The following is a 17612-nucleotide window of genomic DNA, read 5'->3' on the forward strand; positions in this document are numbered from 1 at the left end:
AGGGGTTAACACTGCAGACGCACCTCGTTATCGTAGGCGGCATGTTGAACACCGTTACTACTTCTGCATCTGCCCTTCTCCTCGCCCTGCTGGGCGGCAACCTCGGCCCCGCTCTGCCGGAGGCCGGTGCCGCGGAGCCGGCCACCCAGGACACCGACACCGCCGCGGTGGCGCAGGAGTCCGTGCCTGCCGATGACGCCCTCGCCGACGGCGCCAAAATCGACGCCTCCACCCCGGAGGTCGTCGAGTCCCACGAGTTCTCCGGCTCCGGCACCGCCGCGGCCGCATTCCAGGAGTGGTTCGACGGCGGCGAATTCTCCGAGCCCGAGACCCAGACCTTCGATCTGGTCCAGCTCGACGTCCCGGGCGGCGAGACCGCCGAGGCCGGCGATACCATCGCCAAGTTCGCCGACGGCTCCTTCGGCGTGATCAAGCAGGACACCGCGGACCCGCACGCCGAGCAGGCCAAGTAGGCCACACACCCTCAGCGGGGTCTCCGCACACCCCACGCTTTCAGCCCGGCCGACACATGGGAACACTTCCCTGGCGGCCGGGCTTTTTGCGTGCCCTAGAGTATGAGGCATGTCTGACGCGAAAATTGCACCGAAAGACAACCGCCTGGTCTGGATCGACCTGGAGATGACCGGACTGGATCCCGCCCGTCACGTCATCGTCGAGGTGGCCGCGCTCGTCACCGACGCCAACCTCAACATCCTGCGCACCGAGGACGGCGACATCGACGGAGTCGACATGGTCGTCCATGCCAGCGAAGCAGAGCTGGCAGAGATGGACGATTTTGTAACCAAGATGCACGCGAAGTCGGGGCTGGATAAGGAAATCCGCGAGTCGACCACCTCCATCGAGGAGGCGGAAGAGGCGGTGCTGCGGCTCATCGCCAAGCATTGCGATGCCCACCACCCGGCGCCGCTGGCGGGCAACTCCATCGCCACGGACCGCACCTTCATCCGCACTTACATGCCGCGTCTCGATGCCGCGCTGCACTACCGCATGGTGGATGTCTCCACCATCAAGGAGCTGTCCCGCCGCTGGCACCCGCGCGCGTACCACCACCAGCCGAAGAAGGGCCTGGCGCACCGCGCGCTGGCGGACATCATCGAGTCGGTGCGCGAGCTTGAGTACTACCGCGCCAGCGTCTTTCGCACCGACGGCGGCCCCACCAGTGATGAGGCGGCCGAGGCGCAGGCCTCCGTTACCGAGGATTACCAGCCGTTTTTGTAAATTACGCCGCGTGCATTAACCTAGTTTCTGTTGCTTTCGAGCAGCGATGGTGGCTGTAGTTCAGCTGGTAGAGCACTAGGTTGTGATCCTAGGTGTCGCGGGTTCGAGTCCCGTCAGCCACCCCGAAAATACCCCGTAGCCTGCACAAACAGGTTACGGGGTACATCGCTTTTCACGCCGGGTACGTTAAAGAGTACGTTATAGGTTCTAGAAATCCGGCGCTAGTCATGGGTTAAGGGTCAAAATGTGTGTCTGGCTCGGCGTGTCGCTTGGGCTAGATTTGGCCTTTTTGGATGCCGATTGAATGGGTGTAGTTGGTGTCGATAGCGTTGTCGTAGAGGGTTGGTCGTCCTGTTTCGTGGTCGGCTTGGTTCTCGTTGTGGGTCAGGGTTTGTACTTTGGCGAGTTGGTCCTGGCCCCAGTTGGACTGTCTGGCGATTTCTACGGGATCGTCGGGCAGTTTTGTTTTTAGATACAGCCATCACGCTTGCCGACGTTTTCTCAGCCCCGCTCACTACCATTGAGAACGGTGGGCACTTCCTGGGGAGTGACGGTTACCTCGAATTTCCACAGTTGTGGCAGCACATTATGCAGTGGCTGCGCAGCCTATGAGCCCTCTGTCATGGCTTTAAGTGCGGCAACGTGCTGTGCATAGGCTCCGGTTCCAGTCTGAGTCAACGCGACCCAGACGGCGTCTTTCGCGCGCGTGGAGCCATATTCGCGGGTGCGGCTGATATAGCCGCTGTCCTCAAGATGTTTCAACTGCTTGGAAAGCGTATCGGCGTGAAGCTCGGTGAGCTCTGCAAGTACGGCGTATTTCATCTGCCTGCCGCCGGTTGCGCCTGAATGGAACAGCGTGGCACAAATTTTGAGCCGATTGATGGGGTGGATGACCGGATCTAGCTTGGCTGATTGGTGCGTAGACTCCTTAGACATTGACGCCCTTTACGGCGGCATTGCGGTTCTCATACAACATCCATGCCATCGCCGTAGAGACAACAACGCCGCAGACAATCATCCACGGCCAAGTATCAGGCGTCGGCACGGTGGAGAACATCATGGCACCTGGCAGCAGTACTCGTGACCAGGTGGCGCGATCATTACTCGGCCCCATATTGGGATTGACCCGAACGAAGGGGTTCGCAATCTTATCTTTGAGGAGATAGCCCAGAACGAACGTCGGTACAAGAACCGCGAGGCCGTACCACCATGACAGCTTGAATAGCGCGATACCGCCGCCGACGCCAAGCGCCACTATCGCCACCGCCCACCAGCTCTGTTTCCACGTGGTGCGCTTTTGAACGTCGTGAATGATCTTAAGGTCGTCGCTCATCGTTCTTCTCCCTAACGCCAACTTCCCTGGTTTGCAACTAAGGCAAGTGTAACACTTGCTGTACATGCAAGTCTAATGCTTGCCAAGTATGCAAGTGAAGGACTGTGCATAGTGAGAATGTAGCTACGCATGGGGGTCTAACGGGACTGGTGGTCTGCTACTGTGACATCTGGCAGACTTTTATTGACTGAGGCTCCGCAGGCCTTACATCACCATCGGGTAGTGCCTTTGCTGGTTGTTCCATTGCGTTTGGTATCACCGCCGCAGTAGCAGCGTGGTCGGTTCTTTGGCATTGAGCCACCACACCACCGCCTACTACCACAGACTGGCAGCCACACCGGGGATTTACCGTGTTGAGGCCAGATATATGCCCCCAAAGCATATATTTCACGCTAACCTACAGGTCAGAACCTAAAAATCCCCGATCCCAGACACACTTTCTAACCCTTAACCCCTAGTCATCGTCACCGATCTCGATCACCTTCTCGGCAAGGTAGACCATCGGGCCGACGATGAGTCCGATGACCGTCATGATCACGATCAACCAACCAACGGTCCCGTACCACGTCTCAGCGCCAGCGACGTGACTCCAGAGCGCCCCTAGACCGTCGGGGATGCCGAGGAACGTCATCACGCCGACGCCGAGACCGCCGATGGCAACGAAGCCCACGCAGGCCACAAGGATCGTCAATTCTCAGAACGAACACCCCAGTCAGTGTGCTCCCAAATCCACTTTGCGACGAACCAGATAGCACCGAACAAACCCGCCAGCACCGCTACACCTAGCAAGCCCCAGCCGAGATGACCCTTCCACGACTCAGCATCATGGGTACGCTGCCATATCTCGGGCAAAGCCAAATCCAGACCAAAGACCGAGATAGTCATACCAAAGACACCGGACACGACAACCACAGCGAGGCAGAGAGTAGCGGCAAACAGCAAGAGACCAGCCACATTAACAGCACCAGCCTTTAACCGCTTGTCGATGAGGTCAGCAGTCTTAGCGGCTTCCTGAATAGAGGCATCCAAGCGCTCGCGCTCCTGGGCGAGACGCTCAACGCCATCATCAATCATGCGCTGAAAAGAGTCCTCATAACGACTAAAACTCTGGTTCATAGTCGTTTCCAGCCTCTTGTCCACCATCGGAGTCAAACGCCTCTCGATGCAGTCGCTCAGCCTCTCGACTGCGCTGTCGCTTAGACTCATAGGCCCCTCGCTTGCTTCGAGGACGGCCTGGACTAGAGTTCCCAGAGACGTCAGGGACTCGGCGATATCCGCCGCCCCGTTCGTCAGAGACTGTTTCTGATTTTGAATCGCTACCGGCAGTTGGGCCGCTGCTTCCGCGACCTTCGTCATCACGGCCACGGTCTGTTTTACTGCCTCGTTGTATTCCTCCGTTCCTACGGTTGTATTCTTTAAGACCTTCAGTTGCTTGTCCAAGTTGGTCAACCAGGACTGCATATCCCCCAAGGTCTGCCCGTGGTTCTCGACTAGGGATGCCGTCGGGGAGTTCATCAACTCCCCGACGGAACTGGAGAGCTTCTTCACGTCCTGGCCGATTTTCACCTGCTGCTCGGACACGTGAACCACATCCTTGCGATGCCCCGCCACAATCTCCTGAAGCTTCTTCACCTCCTGAGTAAGTTGATTCACCAGCTCCAAATTCTCGCCAGTATCCCGATTCTTCTTCCGACGCATATTCATCGGCATAATCAAAGTCACCTATTTCCTTAATATTTTCTTCTGTCTGCATTTTCAGTAGCTGGGCGCGAAGCCCGTCCAATGTGAAGTCAGCACCAAGACGCGAGCCAGCACTTGCGGCCCGAGCATTACCTTTACCGTTTGCACCAGTCACCCGGAGCACATCACCGTTGTCATCAACAACCGCGAAAGACGAGCGCTCACGTTTGCGCTTGCCACGCCCTTTACGTGAGAAGGAAAGGTGATACTCGGGCGCAATATCTTCCATCACGTCAAAGGCAGAGTTGATACCCTTTTCGCCATCGGCGTCCAGGGCCCCAGCAACACGGTCATCTTCAAGAAGTTCATCGATGCGATCGCGAGCAAACTCGCGCCAGTTCTCACGAGTTAATTCATCCAACGACAGCTCGGAGCCGTCAATATCAAGCCCCTTACCTTTAGCCATTCGCTCATCGCGCGAGTAGGACACCTCGTGCTGTTCCAGCACCTCCAACCCATACGACTCCATCACAGCGTCGTTGACCTCCCGGACGTGCCAAGCATTTCCAGCACCCTTCGGGGCACCGTAACCAGTAATGCGGTCGTGATTGGCTATGAGAATGTGGTTGTGAACGTGGGCAGTATCGGTGTGAGTAGCAACAATCACGTCACACCCAGGGGCCACTACCTCCGCAAGAGCAAGCCCCGCAGAATGGGCACGTTCCACGTCACGAGGCTTATCTGGATCAAATTCATCAGGGCTGAAAGATTGAATGACGTTGATGGTCTCATTGCGACGTTGCGCAGAGGCTGCTACGCGCTCCCGAACTTCCATCGCCCACGCCATCGGATTAGAGCCACGAGGGCCAACGACAGAGAGCGCGCTTGCGCGAACTTCGCCAGCCTTCATAGCCTTACGCGTCCCCCACACGGCGTAGATAGTGGAAGCGACAGCACTCTTGGAGCGCTGCACTTTACTTACCGACATCATCAACCGCCTTCTCGATGTATTCGGCCAACCCATCGACGGCATCGGGAATCTTGCGCAACCCAGGCACCACATCATCAGACCAGCCCATGACATGAGCCATGCGGACAACCTGATTCACGTTGACACCGATGCGACGAATAGCCGCCACGGCGCGGTCGAGAGCGTCACGCATCTCGACCACTTCCCGCGACACAGGAGCCGCTGTCCCACGCTCAGTTACATCGTCAGGCAGCCTACCCGCTAACGCGGTTAGGGCCAGACGCATAACTTCGCTTTCGGTGACTCCGAGAGCCGACGCGGTGCCACGCACCACCTCGGCTTCTTCGTCACCCAGACGCACTGTCACTCGTCGCCCATTATTCATTCTTCACAACTCCTCATTCCGTGCTAGTGGGCTACCGCCCACGTACCGCCGGCCTCCAGCCGCGCGAACAGTTTCGGCCTACTTCGTGGCCCCACTGCACGCGGCTTCCAACAGGCGGGGCCAGCATCACCCTTGTCGGACAAACGACCCTCCGGGTCGTGTCCTCCAGCGGGCTGCTGGCTAGGGGTGCTCCGCCCCCTAGAACCCCTGGTTTCCGCTGACGAAGTCAGCGGTTGCTTCGCCGAAATCACTACCGTGATTTTCAGGCTCAGCGGGCGGGGTATCGTCACCCTCCTCCACGACAGTTTCACGGTCATCGTAGGAAGGCTCCTCACCCGCATCACCGTCACCGTTGGAAGGCTCTACACCCTCAACAACCAAGAAGTAAAACTCCTTCATGTTGAGGCCTTCGTACTTAGCCCAACGTGACTGAGAATCGGTCGCACCTTCACGCAAAGCCTCGCCGACAATCCGGTCGGCTTCACGTTCCGCCTCGCGCAACTTCGCGGCAAGAGCAGTCTTCTGTTCCCGCAACTTCTGCGCGCGATTAACCGAACGTTCAATCTGATTACTAGTAGCCATGATTAAAGCTCCATTTCTGGGCCCTCAGGGCCCGGTTCAGTAGATGGGTTACGAGGCACAAACCGATGCTTCGGTTTGCGCCGTTGAGGACGCGCAGCAGCTTCAGCGGCGCGCTCCTTAGACTGCTTTTCGGCTTCGCGCCGCGCACGCTTAGCGCGTGCTTCTTCGACGCCTTTGACCACCTCGTCCAGGCGCTCAAAGTCAGGAGACGCGGCCACATCTTGAGGAGCCTTCATCTCGTTGATCGCCTTGATAGCAGGTTCCATATCGGGCAAATCAGCATTGGCAATACCGCCTGCCAAGTCATTGACAAAAGGCGCGTGACTGTCACTCATTTCTTCTTCTTCCTCCCGATTCAATTTATCGACCAGGGCGCGAACTTCATCCATATTCGCGTCACGTAAAACATTCTCGCGGCGGTTCCGTTTAGACATATGGTCCCACTGAGAACGGGTGAACTCGCCGGCCCCGAGAGAGGACAACCACTCAAGTTTGTCGCCGATCGTGAGACGCGAGGACGACAACTCAGGCACATCAATCAGCCCGGCTTTATGCGCAGCTACGATTTCAGACAACAGAGCACTGCCTGCAGTGCGGACTCGACGTCCACCCTTCGATCGGTACCTACGGTCCCAGTTACCCCAATCTCCACGAGTGCGAAGACAACCCGTCAGATGAACCGCACCCGGACGATGGTTTTGAAGATGCCGGGCAATGCTGCGAGCTTTGTCGTAGTGCAACACGCTCAACCAGGGGCGGGTTGCAAACCCGCAGAGCTCGTTCCCATCAACGAACGAGGACTCGAACGTCTCAGGGACAGGCTCACGCTTGAGGTCGTAGTCAAGCGTGGATAGCTCAGGCTCCCGCGCGACCAGTACACAGTCGAGGCGGTTCTCAGAACGTGACAGATACTTGAACGATGGGAACGTCGAGTAGGGGTTGGGGATTTTCCCGGTGCGCGACAGAGCGAGGTTACGGAAATACTCCCGCTCCTCAACAGTGCCGCGCTTTACACTTTTGGGGTTCGCACACCACCCTTCGCCAGCACACCGCCGTCCTCACGCGAGACGTTCGCACGAGTAGAAAGGTTCACCAAGTCAGACTGCTGATGCTTCACTTCCCAGATCGAATCGTCGTCCGCGAGCGCAAGACGCGACTCACGGAGAATCTCAGCAAGACCGAAAAGGTCGTGCCTTTCAAGATCATCATCGGCAGTGATCACACCGTCGGTGGTTGCACTCAGAATAGAGGTCTGGTTAGAGACAGCCGTAAGCGCGGCACGCACCAACGACGTCGTCATAGCCGCGTGGTAGGGAGAAGTTACGGCAGAACCACCGATGTTCTCCATCTCTTCGGCGTAGGCATTCCAACCGTTTTGGTCGACGACGTCTTGAGCTAGCTTGCCGTAGCACGAATTGGTCGCAACCTTGATTGTCAGCTCCTGAAGAGACTTTTTCCCGTAGGTCTCCTTCGCTACAGCACGGTCGAGAACCATCTGACGAAGCGCAGGACGCAGAGACCGGGAGCGCACAACCTCACCATCTACCTCGCGGGTGAGAAGCTTGAGCGTGATGCCAGTCTGGCAAAAGACGCGAGCGCCAAGCTTCAACGCGAGGTAGACCTCGGGGCCGGCGCAGGTAGACCCGTGAAAGACACCACCGATCTCACCGTTGACACGCGCAGCGATCTCATCGAGCTGTTCGCGGGTGTAATCCCGTCCGCCAAGGTCCCGACCCTCACGGTCCAGACCATCTTCGTCGAGACGCTCGTCCTCGCCAAAGCCGCAGCCGTATGAGGTCTGAGGAAAGATCAGAGAGTTACCACGCCGCACCGGCAAGCAGGGAGTTTCGACATCGTCGGGGAAGACCCACGAAACATGTCCAACGAAAGGCGTGAGATACCCGAGCGGAAAATCATCGAGAGTCAGTTCACGCTTGTCGATGTGTTCCTTGATCACACCACCATCGGTGTAATCAGGGTCATAGATACTGGCCATCGCAGTGGGATAAGCAGACTGCAGATCCCAGTCGTACGTAGGGTAGGCATGCACACCCGGGGACGGACAAGTGTTGTAGCCACCAGCGAATGCGTCGGCCCACAAGGCGTGAGATACACACGCGTCGCCGTCAACCGGCCCCAGGCCACGAACTGCGTAGTACTCAAGCGAGTCACGGTCAGATTCCAACTCAACACCGCGAGTCTTGAGTCCTTGGAACATCCGACGGAAAATCGCGTTGCCTGGTTTACCAGAATCGACAAGAACACTACCAATATCTCCAGAATCGATAAACCCCTCTTCCCGCCAAAACTTCAAAATCCCAGACTTGAGCGCCCGCGCACCACCAGACGAGATGGTGACCGGCGGGGTTATGTTGTAGCCCCAGACGGTGCCCAGGTAGTGGACCACAATTCGCGCATCGTTCGCTGCGTAGTCGAGGAACCGGGACAGATCCTCGCGTGACAGCGCTTCCATGTCCTCAATGGCAGCGCCAACGTCAAGTTTTCCAACACCACACGCATCACCGAGCGCTTCCAAACTCTTATGTTCTGGAGACGCCTGATTGCGAGTGTCACGGAAGACAACACTGAAGGGAAGAAGACGCCGGAACGATCCAAACCCTGAGGTACGAACGACACGGACCGGCCGCAGGCTCACAAGCCCGCCACCAGCGGATGTAAGTTCATGCAAGATGTCATCGCACCGACGTTTTGGACGACGGAAAGCGGTCGCATCGACGTTCAGAAAATGACCGGCAAGCACGATACGAATCGAAGCACGCTTGAACAACGAATCCCGTAGACGATCCTTACCAAGCCCAGACCGCAGAATCCCGCGCGGGTCCATGTCCGAGGTACCAATTTCACCAACATCTTTAAAACCGTTGGCGTAGCGCTCGAGTTTCCCAAGCAGAGAGATCGCGTAAAAGCAGCTATCAACAAGAAGCCGCTGTCCCTCAAGGGGCATAATCACGACTTCATGTTCCGTACCGTCGAGCGGATCAATCCAACTGAATTGGTAGCTCACAATGTCGCGGCGACCCTCACAGTCGTCGCTGACGAATTCGGTATCAAAACCGATGACGAGACGCTTTTCACCACTACCCATCGCGCGGACGCTAGCTAGAGAGCCAAAGTCAACACTCGTGAAATCGTCAGCGACGTCAGTTGAACCGGTACCATTTTGGACCTGGCCATCCGGCCAGGCCAAACTGCAGCCTCGTAGGATATTTTGGCCTGATCGCGTTCGAATGGTTTGACCTGCGGTTTTACCCTCGATGTTCGAATGATCTTCATCATCATTCATTTGTTTGATGATGAGATCCGGGTCATTTTCATCCACGCGCCAGGCATTTACGCGGTGTAAAACGACGGCTAAATCGGTCAATTTTCCACGCTGGTCCGACTGGAAATCGACCAACCGGGTGTCCCAACCGACAGCATCATTTTCGATTTGTTCGTAACGTTCACGAATCTCCGGTGATACATTGATAACTGAAGCATCTACGCTCCAGCTCTCACGGTTCACAGCGGTGGGGGCCGTTCCCTTTTGCATTATGCACCACCGCCGACAGCGCGAGCGCGGGTGAAATCGTCGAGGTCGGTGACCGCGTACACGACAGATCGACCGAGACGAGAGTAGCGAGGGCCTTCACCCTGGTAGCGCCAATGTTCGAGCGTTCGGCGCGACAGACCGAGATAGACAGCAGCTTCTGTAGTTTTCAGAAAAGCCGGGGACATAAAAAATCTCCTGGGATAGCAAAGCTATCCGGCAGGAGGTAACGCCTTCCCGGTTTCTATGTGTGGCGGTCTACGGTTCCCGTGCTCAAAAATTGCTTTACGTGGGTGCGACCCACTACCACTAAGTTCCTGTCAGCCTCGTACACGAGATTACCTTGCTTAGGGGCGCGATGAGCGACATCTCCGGATGTTACCGGCATGTGTACGATTTAGTTTCTTAGCGTCTTAGAAAGTTCTCTAGCAAAAACAAGAACTTATGCGCAGTGCCTACTGTAACGCACTTACCTTTACGATGCAAGTACCTTCCAACCCGGATCATAAAGTACGTTAAAGGGTATGAGCACTACAGCGAAAACCCGGATCGAACCGGGGCATACATCGATCGACCGAGCCACACCGAGAAAGACGAAAACCGGATACCAGCTGGACTGGTCAGTCCGATTACACGACGGCAGGATCATACAACGACGGTCGAAGGCAAAGACGAAAGGCGAAGTACGCGCACGCGCACGGCGCAAAGCCGACGAGCTGTTGTCTACAACCTCAACAGAGTGGACACCGCGTACACCGATGAACGTGTACATCGAGAAAGTCACACGGCCGAAAATCGAAGAGTCGTCGCAGCTCAAAGACCTATCAAAACGGCGTTATCTCGCATCGCTCAACCTGGTCGCGGCTGAACTCAAGGGCTACAGCGTTTTTGACGCGATGCAGTTCAGGGTGTTAGAGCGCACACTACAAGCGATCGCGCGCACACATCCGGGCAGCGTATCGAGTGCGAGAACCATACTTTCTACCTACATTGCCGACGCGCTGGTCCGCGACGGAGTCATTTCAGGCAACCCCATACGCGGGGCAAGGCTCGACATCCGAGCACAGGGGAAGGCCGGAGAAGGTGGTCGTAGAACACTCACTAACGGTGAATACGACGCGGTTGTACAGCACTTACTAGCGCGTGACGTTTCGGGACCGCTGATCGAGCCAAAGAAGGGCGGTGCGCGACAATCAACGATGAACGCGCATGCGCGTATCACACGGCTAACACTGCTACAAGCAGTGACCGGCCTGCGCATCTCCGAAGCTAACCGGCTGCGGTGGAAGCACGTCGAAGACGACGGCGAGAACGTCATCATCAACGCGACGCGCGACATTGTTAAGGGGCGTCAGGGCAAAGAAAAAGGGCGCTATATCCCTATCCTGAGAGCCGACGTGACGGACTACTTGAGACAGCATCGCGAAGACGACGAGCGGTACGTAGTGGGGTCACCAACAACGACGGCGAAGCCGTGGGACGCGACCAACGCCGACGACAAGGTACCGGAGCTGTATCGTCAGATAGCCGACGAGACGGGCGTGACGATCCTTGTAGACCTGCGCAGTCATTCGTGGAGAGCGACGCTACACGGTGTGTACGCGGACGTAATGGACGCTAGGACACGGGCGGACATTTTCGGTCACACGGAGCAAGTCGCAGACGAGTATTACAACGACCGGGCCAACGTGGAAGCACTGATCCGCGCGACCGCACAAGCGAGGTCGTAGCGCTCAGTAGACGTACGTAGAAGTACGCTAAAAAGTACGTTTAAACCCTCAGTAACAGTACGTAGCAACACGTACATAGCCGTACGAAAAACGATTGAGACCTGCTACTACTTTCCAATACGTACAGGTACTGAAGTTATGCGTCAAGACCCTGGGTGTCGCGGGTTCGAGTCCCGTCAGCCACCCCAATGTCCTGTGTCGCGTCATAGTTGACAAAACTGTCGCGACATCGTTGACAGATGGGCGTCCGCCGAGTTTTTGTTCTCGGTGGGCGCCTTTTGTTGTGTGGGGGTTAGTTGAGTGGGGGTTCGCCGTGTTTCCAGATTGGGGCTTGGTAGTTGCGGCTGGTGTCGATGTAGTGCTCGGTGATGATGGCGCCGGTGTCTTTGAGTGATGTGGTGATGTGGCGGTCTTTGATGATCATCAGGACGTGGTGGCCGGTGTATTTTCGGCCCATTCCTAGGTGGTAAAGCCTGCCTGCGTAGCGGATGGTGCAGCGGCCGGCTTTGTCGACTTTGTCGTTGCGTGTGCGCCATTCGTCGGTGGGGTTGTCGTCGGGGCTGGCTTTCGTGGATGCGTTGTAGACCTCGTATGGGGTGCGTCTGCCGAGGGCTCGGTGTGGGCGGTTGGTGTTGTAGTAGGCGGCGAATCGGTCGAGTTGTTGTTGTAGTTCGTCGATGGTGTTGACGGTGGGTTGGCGCGATAGCCACCGTTTGAGTGTTTGGTGGAATCGTTCGATTTTTCCTTGGGTTTGTGGGTGTCCTGGCCTGCCGTTTTTCTGTTGGATCCGGTGGTTGCGGATGAGTTTTTCGAAGGCGTTACGGCCGCCTTTTGCCCCGGCGTTGCGGGCGGTAAACACCAGCCCGTTGTCGGTGAGGGTGGATTGTGGTGGGCCGAAGTCGCTGATGAGGTGTGATAGTTCGTCGGCGACGGCAGGCCCAGAAAAGGACCGGCTGGCTGTAATGGACAGCAGCAGTCGGGAGTGGTCGTCGATGAAGTCGAGGATTTCGACGCGTCTTCCGCCGGTGAGATATGCGTGTGTGATGTCTGCTTGCCAGCATTCATTGGGGCGGGATGCTTCGAAGCGGATAAATGAGGTTCTCGGCCGCTTTTTTGGTTCTGGCTGCACGAGGCCGTGGTCGCGGAGGATGCGCACGATCGTCGAGGTAGATGGGGCATACATACCTTGTTGTTCCAGGTGGAACTGGATGGTTTCTGCCCCGGAATCCAGCCCGGAGTGGTCGAGCTGTTTGCGCATGTTGATGATGGTTTTCTTGAGCTTTTTGGATACTGCGCGTGGGTTGGAGTGCGGTGCTTTCGACTTCGGCTTTACCGCTTGTGGACCGCCAGTGTCGTAGCGGCGGAGTAAGGCGTAGACCCACTGGCGGGACACGTTGAAACGCGTAGCGACTCGAGCGACTGGTTGGTGTTGCTCACGGACAGCTTTGATGATCGCGAGATTGCGGTACGGACTATTCATGCTGTCAACGATGACGCGACACACCTGTCAACTGTCATCGTGCCTTCGCCCCGGCTGGGGATGTAAAGGAGAGAGTGTCCGATTCTTTGTGTGCGGGGGTTTGGTTTACAAGTAGTCCGCGAATCGGTCGGGGTAAGCCACGGCTAGTTGGTTGATGGCTTGTTTCCACCCGGTGGCTTTCGCTCCTTCAATATAGCCGTTGCATTCGATATCGCGCTTCGCTTTCTTGGCTCGCTGGGCGGCGCGCTTGTCTTCGATGTTGCAGATCATCAGCCACAGCGTTTTCAACGCCGCGGTATCGTTCGGGAACTGGCCGCGGTTACGGGTAGCTTTACGCAGTTCAGCATTCAGCGACTCGATCGAATTGGTGGTGTAGAGCACCCGGCGTGCCGCCGGCGGGAACTGTAGAAACGGCACGAACCGCTCCCAAGCGTCGCGCCAGACTTTGACCGATTGCGGGTATTTCCGGCCCAGTTCACTGGCTTCGAACGCATCCAAGGCGGCACGGGCGGTGTCCTCGTTTGCGGCCGTGTAGACCTCACGCAGCGCCCGGGAGACCCCTTTGCGGTCTTGGTAGGACACCCACCGGTTCGCAGCCCGAATCAGGTGCACGATACAGGTCTGCACCATGGAATTCGGCCAGGTGGCTTCCACGGCTTCCGGCAGGCCTTTGAGCCCGTCGCAGCAGACAATGAACACGTCCTGGACACCGCGGTTGGCCAGATCCGCGCAGACCGATGCCCAGAATGCGGCACCTTCATTTTCAGCGATCCACAATCCCAGGATGTGCTTGATGCCGTCCATGTCGACGCCAACCGCCATATAGCAGGACTTGTTGACCACGCGGTGGCCGTCACGGATTTTCACGCGTAGCGCGTCGAGGAAGATCACCGGGTAGAACTCGTCGAGCTGGCGGTTTTGCCAGATCATGACCTCGTCTAACACCGCATCGGTAATGGTGCTGATCGTATCCGGGCTCATATCCACCCCGAGCGTGGTCGCGAGGTGATGCTGGATATCGCGCACTGTCATCCCGCCGGCGTATAGCGAGACGATCATGTCGTCGAGTTCTGTGAGTCGGCGTGCGCCCTTGGGCACCATCCGGGGAGTAAAGGTGCCGGCACGGTCCCTGGGCACGGTCACTTCCACCGCGCCGTAGCCAGAATTGACGGTCTTGGTGTACGACCCATTGCGGTGATTGTTGCCCTGTGCGGATTCGACTTGGGCTTTGGTCTTGCGGTCAGAATGGCTATAGCCCAAATGCGCATCCATCTCCGCCTGCAGACCAGCGTTGATTGATGCCTGTAGCAGGCCTTTGACCAGCTCGCTTGCATCATCAGCGGAAGCCGACAGCTCGCTGATCAAGCTGGCGAGCTCAGGATTTTCCATCAGCTTCTCGCTGATCTCATTGACCTTTGCCGGGTCATGGTTTTTCTTCGGTGACACCGTAGTCATTATCGGTGAAACTCCTTCTAGATCAGAGCCTCACACACAAACTTCCTGACACCCTCTGTAAAGGATTTCCCGACACACCTGTCAACTGTCAGTGACGTTTCCCCAGAACAGATTTGTAAACTATGTCATGACTTCAGACACCGTCAGCCACCCCATTTGTCCTGTGTCGCGTCATAGTTGACAAAGCTGTCGCGACATCGTTGACAGTTAGGCGTCTGCCGAGGTTTCGTTCTCGGTAGGCGCCTTTTTGCGTCCGGCCCGAGCGAATTTTTGAGATCCTCTCATATTTATGCTCAATGAGCACAATAAGTTCCAAAGCAAGCTAAAATGCACCTGTCTATTGCTTGAGAATCCCTTGAGCAGCAGAATTTGTCATCCCTCAACTAGACAGGACGTTCCCAGATGAAGAAACGCCGGCTCTTCCTCTCCGCGATTTTGGCTCCGGTCTTCGCGGCAACCTCGACCACCTACGCAATTGCTGACCCAGGCTCCAGCGTTATCGGGCCGCACGATGGCGCACCGCTCGGTGGATCCGCAGTCATCCAGGGTGGTTCAGACTTCTTTGATGGTGGTAACTTCTCCGACCTCACACCGGGGCAGATCATCGAAACCCGCCACCTCCCCTACCACGCTTTCGGCTTCTCAGGCCCCGTCGACGTCGTGCAGATTAAGTTCCGCACCACCAATGCTCAGGGGGAGCCGACACACGGTGTCACTTCTGTGGTCAAGCCGCCGGTTCCCCAGAACGATCGACTTGTTTCTTTCCACTCCGTCTACGATTCCCTCGATCCCAGCCACAGCCCATCCCGAGCAATCCAAGGCGATGTTGCCCTGGGCACGATTGCAAGCTCCGCCGAGACTGCTACGGTAGCCGGCTTCCTGGCTAATGGCACTACAGTTGCCATTACCGACATCGAGGGGCAGGATGCTCACTTCGCAGCTGGCCCTGAGTACGGCACCACCACCTTGGACGCTCTTCGCGCTGCGTTGGCCGAGCCGTCCACCGGGCTTGGAGATAACACGAAGATCGGCCTTCTCGGTTACTCAGGCGGAGCTATCGCCACGAACTGGGCGGCCCAGCTCGCCCCGGAATACGCTCCGGAAATCAACGAAAAGCTGGTTGGTGCGGCGACCGGCGGCCTGCTCGTTAACGGACTGCACAACATCAAGTACCTCGACGGGTCACTCAGCTGGGCCGGTATTTTGCCGATGACCATCGTCGGCTTGTCCAAGTCCTATGGCATCGATCTGGATCCGTACCTGTCCGACTACGGTCGCCGCATTACCTCAGAGATTCAAAACGCGTCGATTTCCGAAATTACCGGCGGTTACGGCGGAATCACGTGGGCCTCGCTGGTGAAGCCGGAATACAAAGATCCGACCTCGATTCCTGAACTGGTAGACGTGGTCAACAAGATTAACCTGGGGCAAGCCCCAGATCCTGAGGTTCCGTTCTTTATTGGGCAGGCAACCAAAGGCGAGCTCGACGGCACACAACCCAACCCTGAGGTTGGCGGCGGCGATGGTGTCATGGTTGCCGGGGACGTCCGCACCGTGGCCCACAAGATCTGCGACGCCGGAAACCCTGTTCAGTACGAGGAGTATCCGCTCCCCCACACCGCAGCGTTTGCTGTCTGGTACCCAACTGCCAGCCTGTGGCTGAAAGATCGCTTCGATGGTAAACCAGCACCGAACAACTGCGGCAGCATTGCTCCGGGCAACGATCTCCCGCATGTGGACGTCTCCCCGAAGGGCCCTGAAGGGGAACAGGAACTCCCACAGGGAAGCGCCGCCGTTCGGGATTTCACCGGAATTTAACGGTCAGGTCAGTCTGAATTTCTGAAAGGTGCCGGCGAGAGTCTCACGCCCCGTCGGCACCTTTTCCTTAGATACTGTTAGCCGACGTTGCCCTTCTTCCACGTCTCCCACGGGATATTCCAATCCCCTAGGCCGTCCGTGCCGGGCAGGGTGTCGCCGTAGGTGTTTTCCACCTTGACGATGTCGCCGCGCTTGGAGAATTCCTGGAACCACTGGGCGGCCTCCGGCGTGACGTTGATGCAGCCGTGCGAGGTGTTCGTGTTGCCCTGCGCCCAGATTGACCACGGTGCGGCGTGGATGTAGATGCCGTTGTAAGACATCTGCGTGGCGTAGTTGACCGTGGTGCGGTAACCGCCGGCGTCGTGCGCGAGACCGAAGGTCTCGGAGTCCATGACGATCGACTCGTGCATGTCGCCGATGATGTAGCGGCCGTTCGGGGTGTCCCACTTGCCGTCCACGCCCATGGACACCGGGATCTGGCGGACCAGCTTCTGGTTCTTCCACACGTTCATCATCTTGGTGTTGTTGTCGATGATGCTGACCACGCGGTCGCCGATGGTGAACTCGTTGGAGGCGTCCTCGCCGCCCCACACGCCGCCGCCGAGCGACTTGCCGTACTGCTTCACCTTGACCTTCACCTTGGTGCCCGGCTCCCAGTACTCCGCGGGCCGCCAGCGCACCTCCTGGTTGTTCACCCAGTAAAACGCGCCCTCTACCCCTGGGTCGGTATCCACGGTGATGAGCTCTTCGGCTTTCTTCCGGTCCGGGATCGGCTGGCCGAAGTTGATGTTGATGGTCTGCCCCACGCCCACGGTGGAGTTCTCCAGGGGGCTGAGGGCCACCTGCGTGACGGCGGCAGCCTGCGGGGTCGTAAACGAGGTGGTGGTCTTCGCGCCCTTCTCGTCCTTCGCAGTGACGGTGTAGGTGTGGTTGTAGCCCAGCTCCTCAGCGGTGGTCCATTCCTTGCCGTCCGCCGACAGCTTCTCCTCGACCACCTTGCCGTTTTCGTTGGTCATGGTGACCTCGGCGAGTTTGTCGTCGTCCGTGACCGTCACCGGCTTGGACGGGTCGACGTTGTCGGCACCGTCTTTCACCGACACCTTCGGCGGGGTCTTCTTCTCCGGCTTCTTCTCGCCTTCCGCGGAGCCATCCTTTCCGGCCTTGCCGTCCTTACCGTCGGGGCCGGCGGATGCGTGATGGGTGTCGTTGCCCGCCGAGTCATCCCCGTCGGTTGGAATGGTGCACGATGCCAGCACCAGGGCAGCAGAAAATGCGGTTACACCGGCCGCGATGCGTCGTGGCCGCAAAACGAAACGAGTCAATCCTAAACCTTTTAAAGCACGCGGGAATGGGTAAAACGTTCCATACAGAGTATCGCGCAAACCGCACC

The 17612-nt window shown here is 57.5% G+C and carries 17 protein-coding genes, 1 tRNA gene and 1 pseudogene; 5 read left to right on the forward strand and 14 right to left on the reverse strand.

Translation table 11 applies throughout. The features are described from left to right. Nucleotides 1-41 precede the first annotated feature (41 nt). From CMASS_RS08165 to CMASS_RS08175, 3 genes are all read left to right on the forward strand, one after another. Nucleotides 42-473, forward strand: a complete 432-nt coding sequence (locus tag CMASS_RS08165; RefSeq protein WP_022863708.1) for a hypothetical protein — start codon at nt 42-44, stop codon at nt 471-473. A 109-nt stretch (nt 474-582) separates the two neighbouring features. After that, nucleotides 583-1239 carry an oligoribonuclease gene (orn, locus tag CMASS_RS08170; protein ID WP_022863707.1) on the forward strand — a complete coding sequence of 219 codons (657 nt, stop codon included), beginning with the start codon at nt 583-585 and terminating at the stop codon, nt 1237-1239. 49 nt (nt 1240-1288) lie between these two features. Continuing rightward, a tRNA-His gene (locus CMASS_RS08175) sits at nt 1289-1361 on the forward strand. Between the two features lie 152 nt (nt 1362-1513). On the opposite strand, the pseudogene CMASS_RS08180 reads toward CMASS_RS08175, so the two are convergent. From CMASS_RS08180 to CMASS_RS10340, 11 genes and pseudogenes are all read right to left on the reverse strand, one after another. Then, a pseudogene (locus tag CMASS_RS08180) lies at nt 1514-1720 on the reverse strand (IS1249 family transposase); the annotation flags it as partial. Between the two features lie 125 nt (nt 1721-1845). Further along, nucleotides 1846-2175 (reverse strand): transcriptional regulator, encoded by a 330-nt coding sequence (locus CMASS_RS08185; protein WP_022863706.1) that lies wholly within the window; start codon nt 2173-2175, stop codon nt 1846-1848. Then, a complete protein-coding gene (locus CMASS_RS08190; RefSeq protein WP_022863705.1) occupies nt 2168-2572 on the reverse strand; it encodes a hypothetical protein in 405 nt (134 codons plus the stop codon). The genes CMASS_RS08185 and CMASS_RS08190 overlap by 8 nt, the downstream gene beginning before the upstream one ends. 454 nt (nt 2573-3026) lie before the next feature. After that, nucleotides 3027-3263, reverse strand: coding sequence for a hypothetical protein (locus tag CMASS_RS08195; protein WP_022863704.1), 237 nt, complete (start codon nt 3261-3263; stop codon nt 3027-3029). After that, entirely contained in the window at nt 3260-3688 is a 429-nt protein-coding gene (locus CMASS_RS08200; RefSeq protein WP_156831832.1) for a hypothetical protein, read from the reverse strand. Before CMASS_RS08200 ends, CMASS_RS08195 begins: the two co-directional genes overlap by 4 nt. Then, nucleotides 3672-5336 (reverse strand): relaxase/mobilization nuclease domain-containing protein, encoded by a 1665-nt coding sequence (locus CMASS_RS08205; protein WP_084684457.1) that lies wholly within the window; start codon nt 5334-5336, stop codon nt 3672-3674. Before CMASS_RS08205 ends, CMASS_RS08200 begins: the two co-directional genes overlap by 17 nt. Then, nucleotides 5227-5607, reverse strand: coding sequence for a ribbon-helix-helix domain-containing protein (locus CMASS_RS08210; RefSeq protein ID WP_156831831.1), 381 nt, complete (start codon nt 5605-5607; stop codon nt 5227-5229). Before CMASS_RS08210 ends, CMASS_RS08205 begins: the two co-directional genes overlap by 110 nt. 198 nt (nt 5608-5805) lie before the next feature. Further along, on the reverse strand, nt 5806-6189 hold the full coding sequence (locus CMASS_RS08215; protein ID WP_022863700.1) for a hypothetical protein: 384 nt from the start codon (nt 6187-6189) through the stop codon (nt 5806-5808). Nucleotides 6190-6191: 2 nt separating this feature from the next. Continuing rightward, the gene (locus CMASS_RS08220; RefSeq protein ID WP_156831830.1) at nt 6192-6764 is read right to left on the reverse strand and encodes a hypothetical protein; all 573 of its coding nucleotides are present in this window, start codon (nt 6762-6764) and stop codon (nt 6192-6194) included. 434 nt (nt 6765-7198) lie between these two features. Beyond that, nucleotides 7199-9742, reverse strand: coding sequence for a hypothetical protein (locus CMASS_RS08225; RefSeq protein WP_240482826.1), 2544 nt, complete (start codon nt 9740-9742; stop codon nt 7199-7201). Beyond that, nucleotides 9742-9927: a helix-turn-helix transcriptional regulator gene (locus CMASS_RS10340; RefSeq protein WP_027018816.1), complete on the reverse strand. Its 186-nt coding sequence runs from the start codon at nt 9925-9927 to the stop codon at nt 9742-9744. Before CMASS_RS10340 ends, CMASS_RS08225 begins: the two co-directional genes overlap by 1 nt. Nucleotides 9928-10503: 576 nt before the next feature. Between CMASS_RS10340 and CMASS_RS08230 the strand changes: the two genes are divergently transcribed. Further along, nucleotides 10504-11469 carry a site-specific integrase gene (locus tag CMASS_RS08230; protein ID WP_240482825.1) on the forward strand — a complete coding sequence of 322 codons (966 nt, stop codon included), beginning with the start codon at nt 10504-10506 and terminating at the stop codon, nt 11467-11469. Nucleotides 11470-11761: 292 nt separating this feature from the next. Here the strand turns inward: CMASS_RS08230 and CMASS_RS08235 are convergent, their stop codons facing one another. Together CMASS_RS08235 and CMASS_RS08240 are read right to left on the reverse strand one after the other, a co-directional pair. Beyond that, nucleotides 11762-12949 (reverse strand): IS481 family transposase, encoded by a 1188-nt coding sequence (locus CMASS_RS08235; protein ID WP_273665895.1) that lies wholly within the window; start codon nt 12947-12949, stop codon nt 11762-11764. Nucleotides 12950-13054: 105 nt separating this feature from the next. Next, nucleotides 13055-14404, reverse strand: coding sequence for an IS256 family transposase (locus tag CMASS_RS08240; protein ID WP_273665896.1), 1350 nt, complete (start codon nt 14402-14404; stop codon nt 13055-13057). A 402-nt stretch (nt 14405-14806) separates the two neighbouring features. On the opposite strand from CMASS_RS08240, the gene CMASS_RS08245 reads away from it, so the two are divergent. Then, a complete protein-coding gene (locus CMASS_RS08245) occupies nt 14807-16222 on the forward strand; it encodes a lipase family protein (RefSeq protein ID WP_022863758.1) in 1416 nt (471 codons plus the stop codon). A gap of 77 nt (nt 16223-16299) precedes the next feature. On the opposite strand, the gene CMASS_RS08250 is transcribed toward CMASS_RS08245, so the two are convergent. After that, nucleotides 16300-17544 carry a L,D-transpeptidase gene (locus CMASS_RS08250; protein ID WP_205617741.1) on the reverse strand — a complete coding sequence of 415 codons (1245 nt, stop codon included), beginning with the start codon at nt 17542-17544 and terminating at the stop codon, nt 16300-16302. Between the last annotated feature and the right edge of the window lie 68 nt (nt 17545-17612).

Source organism: Corynebacterium massiliense DSM 45435 (assembly GCF_028609805.1).
Taxonomy (GTDB): Bacteria; Actinomycetota; Actinomycetes; order Mycobacteriales; family Mycobacteriaceae; genus Corynebacterium; species Corynebacterium massiliense.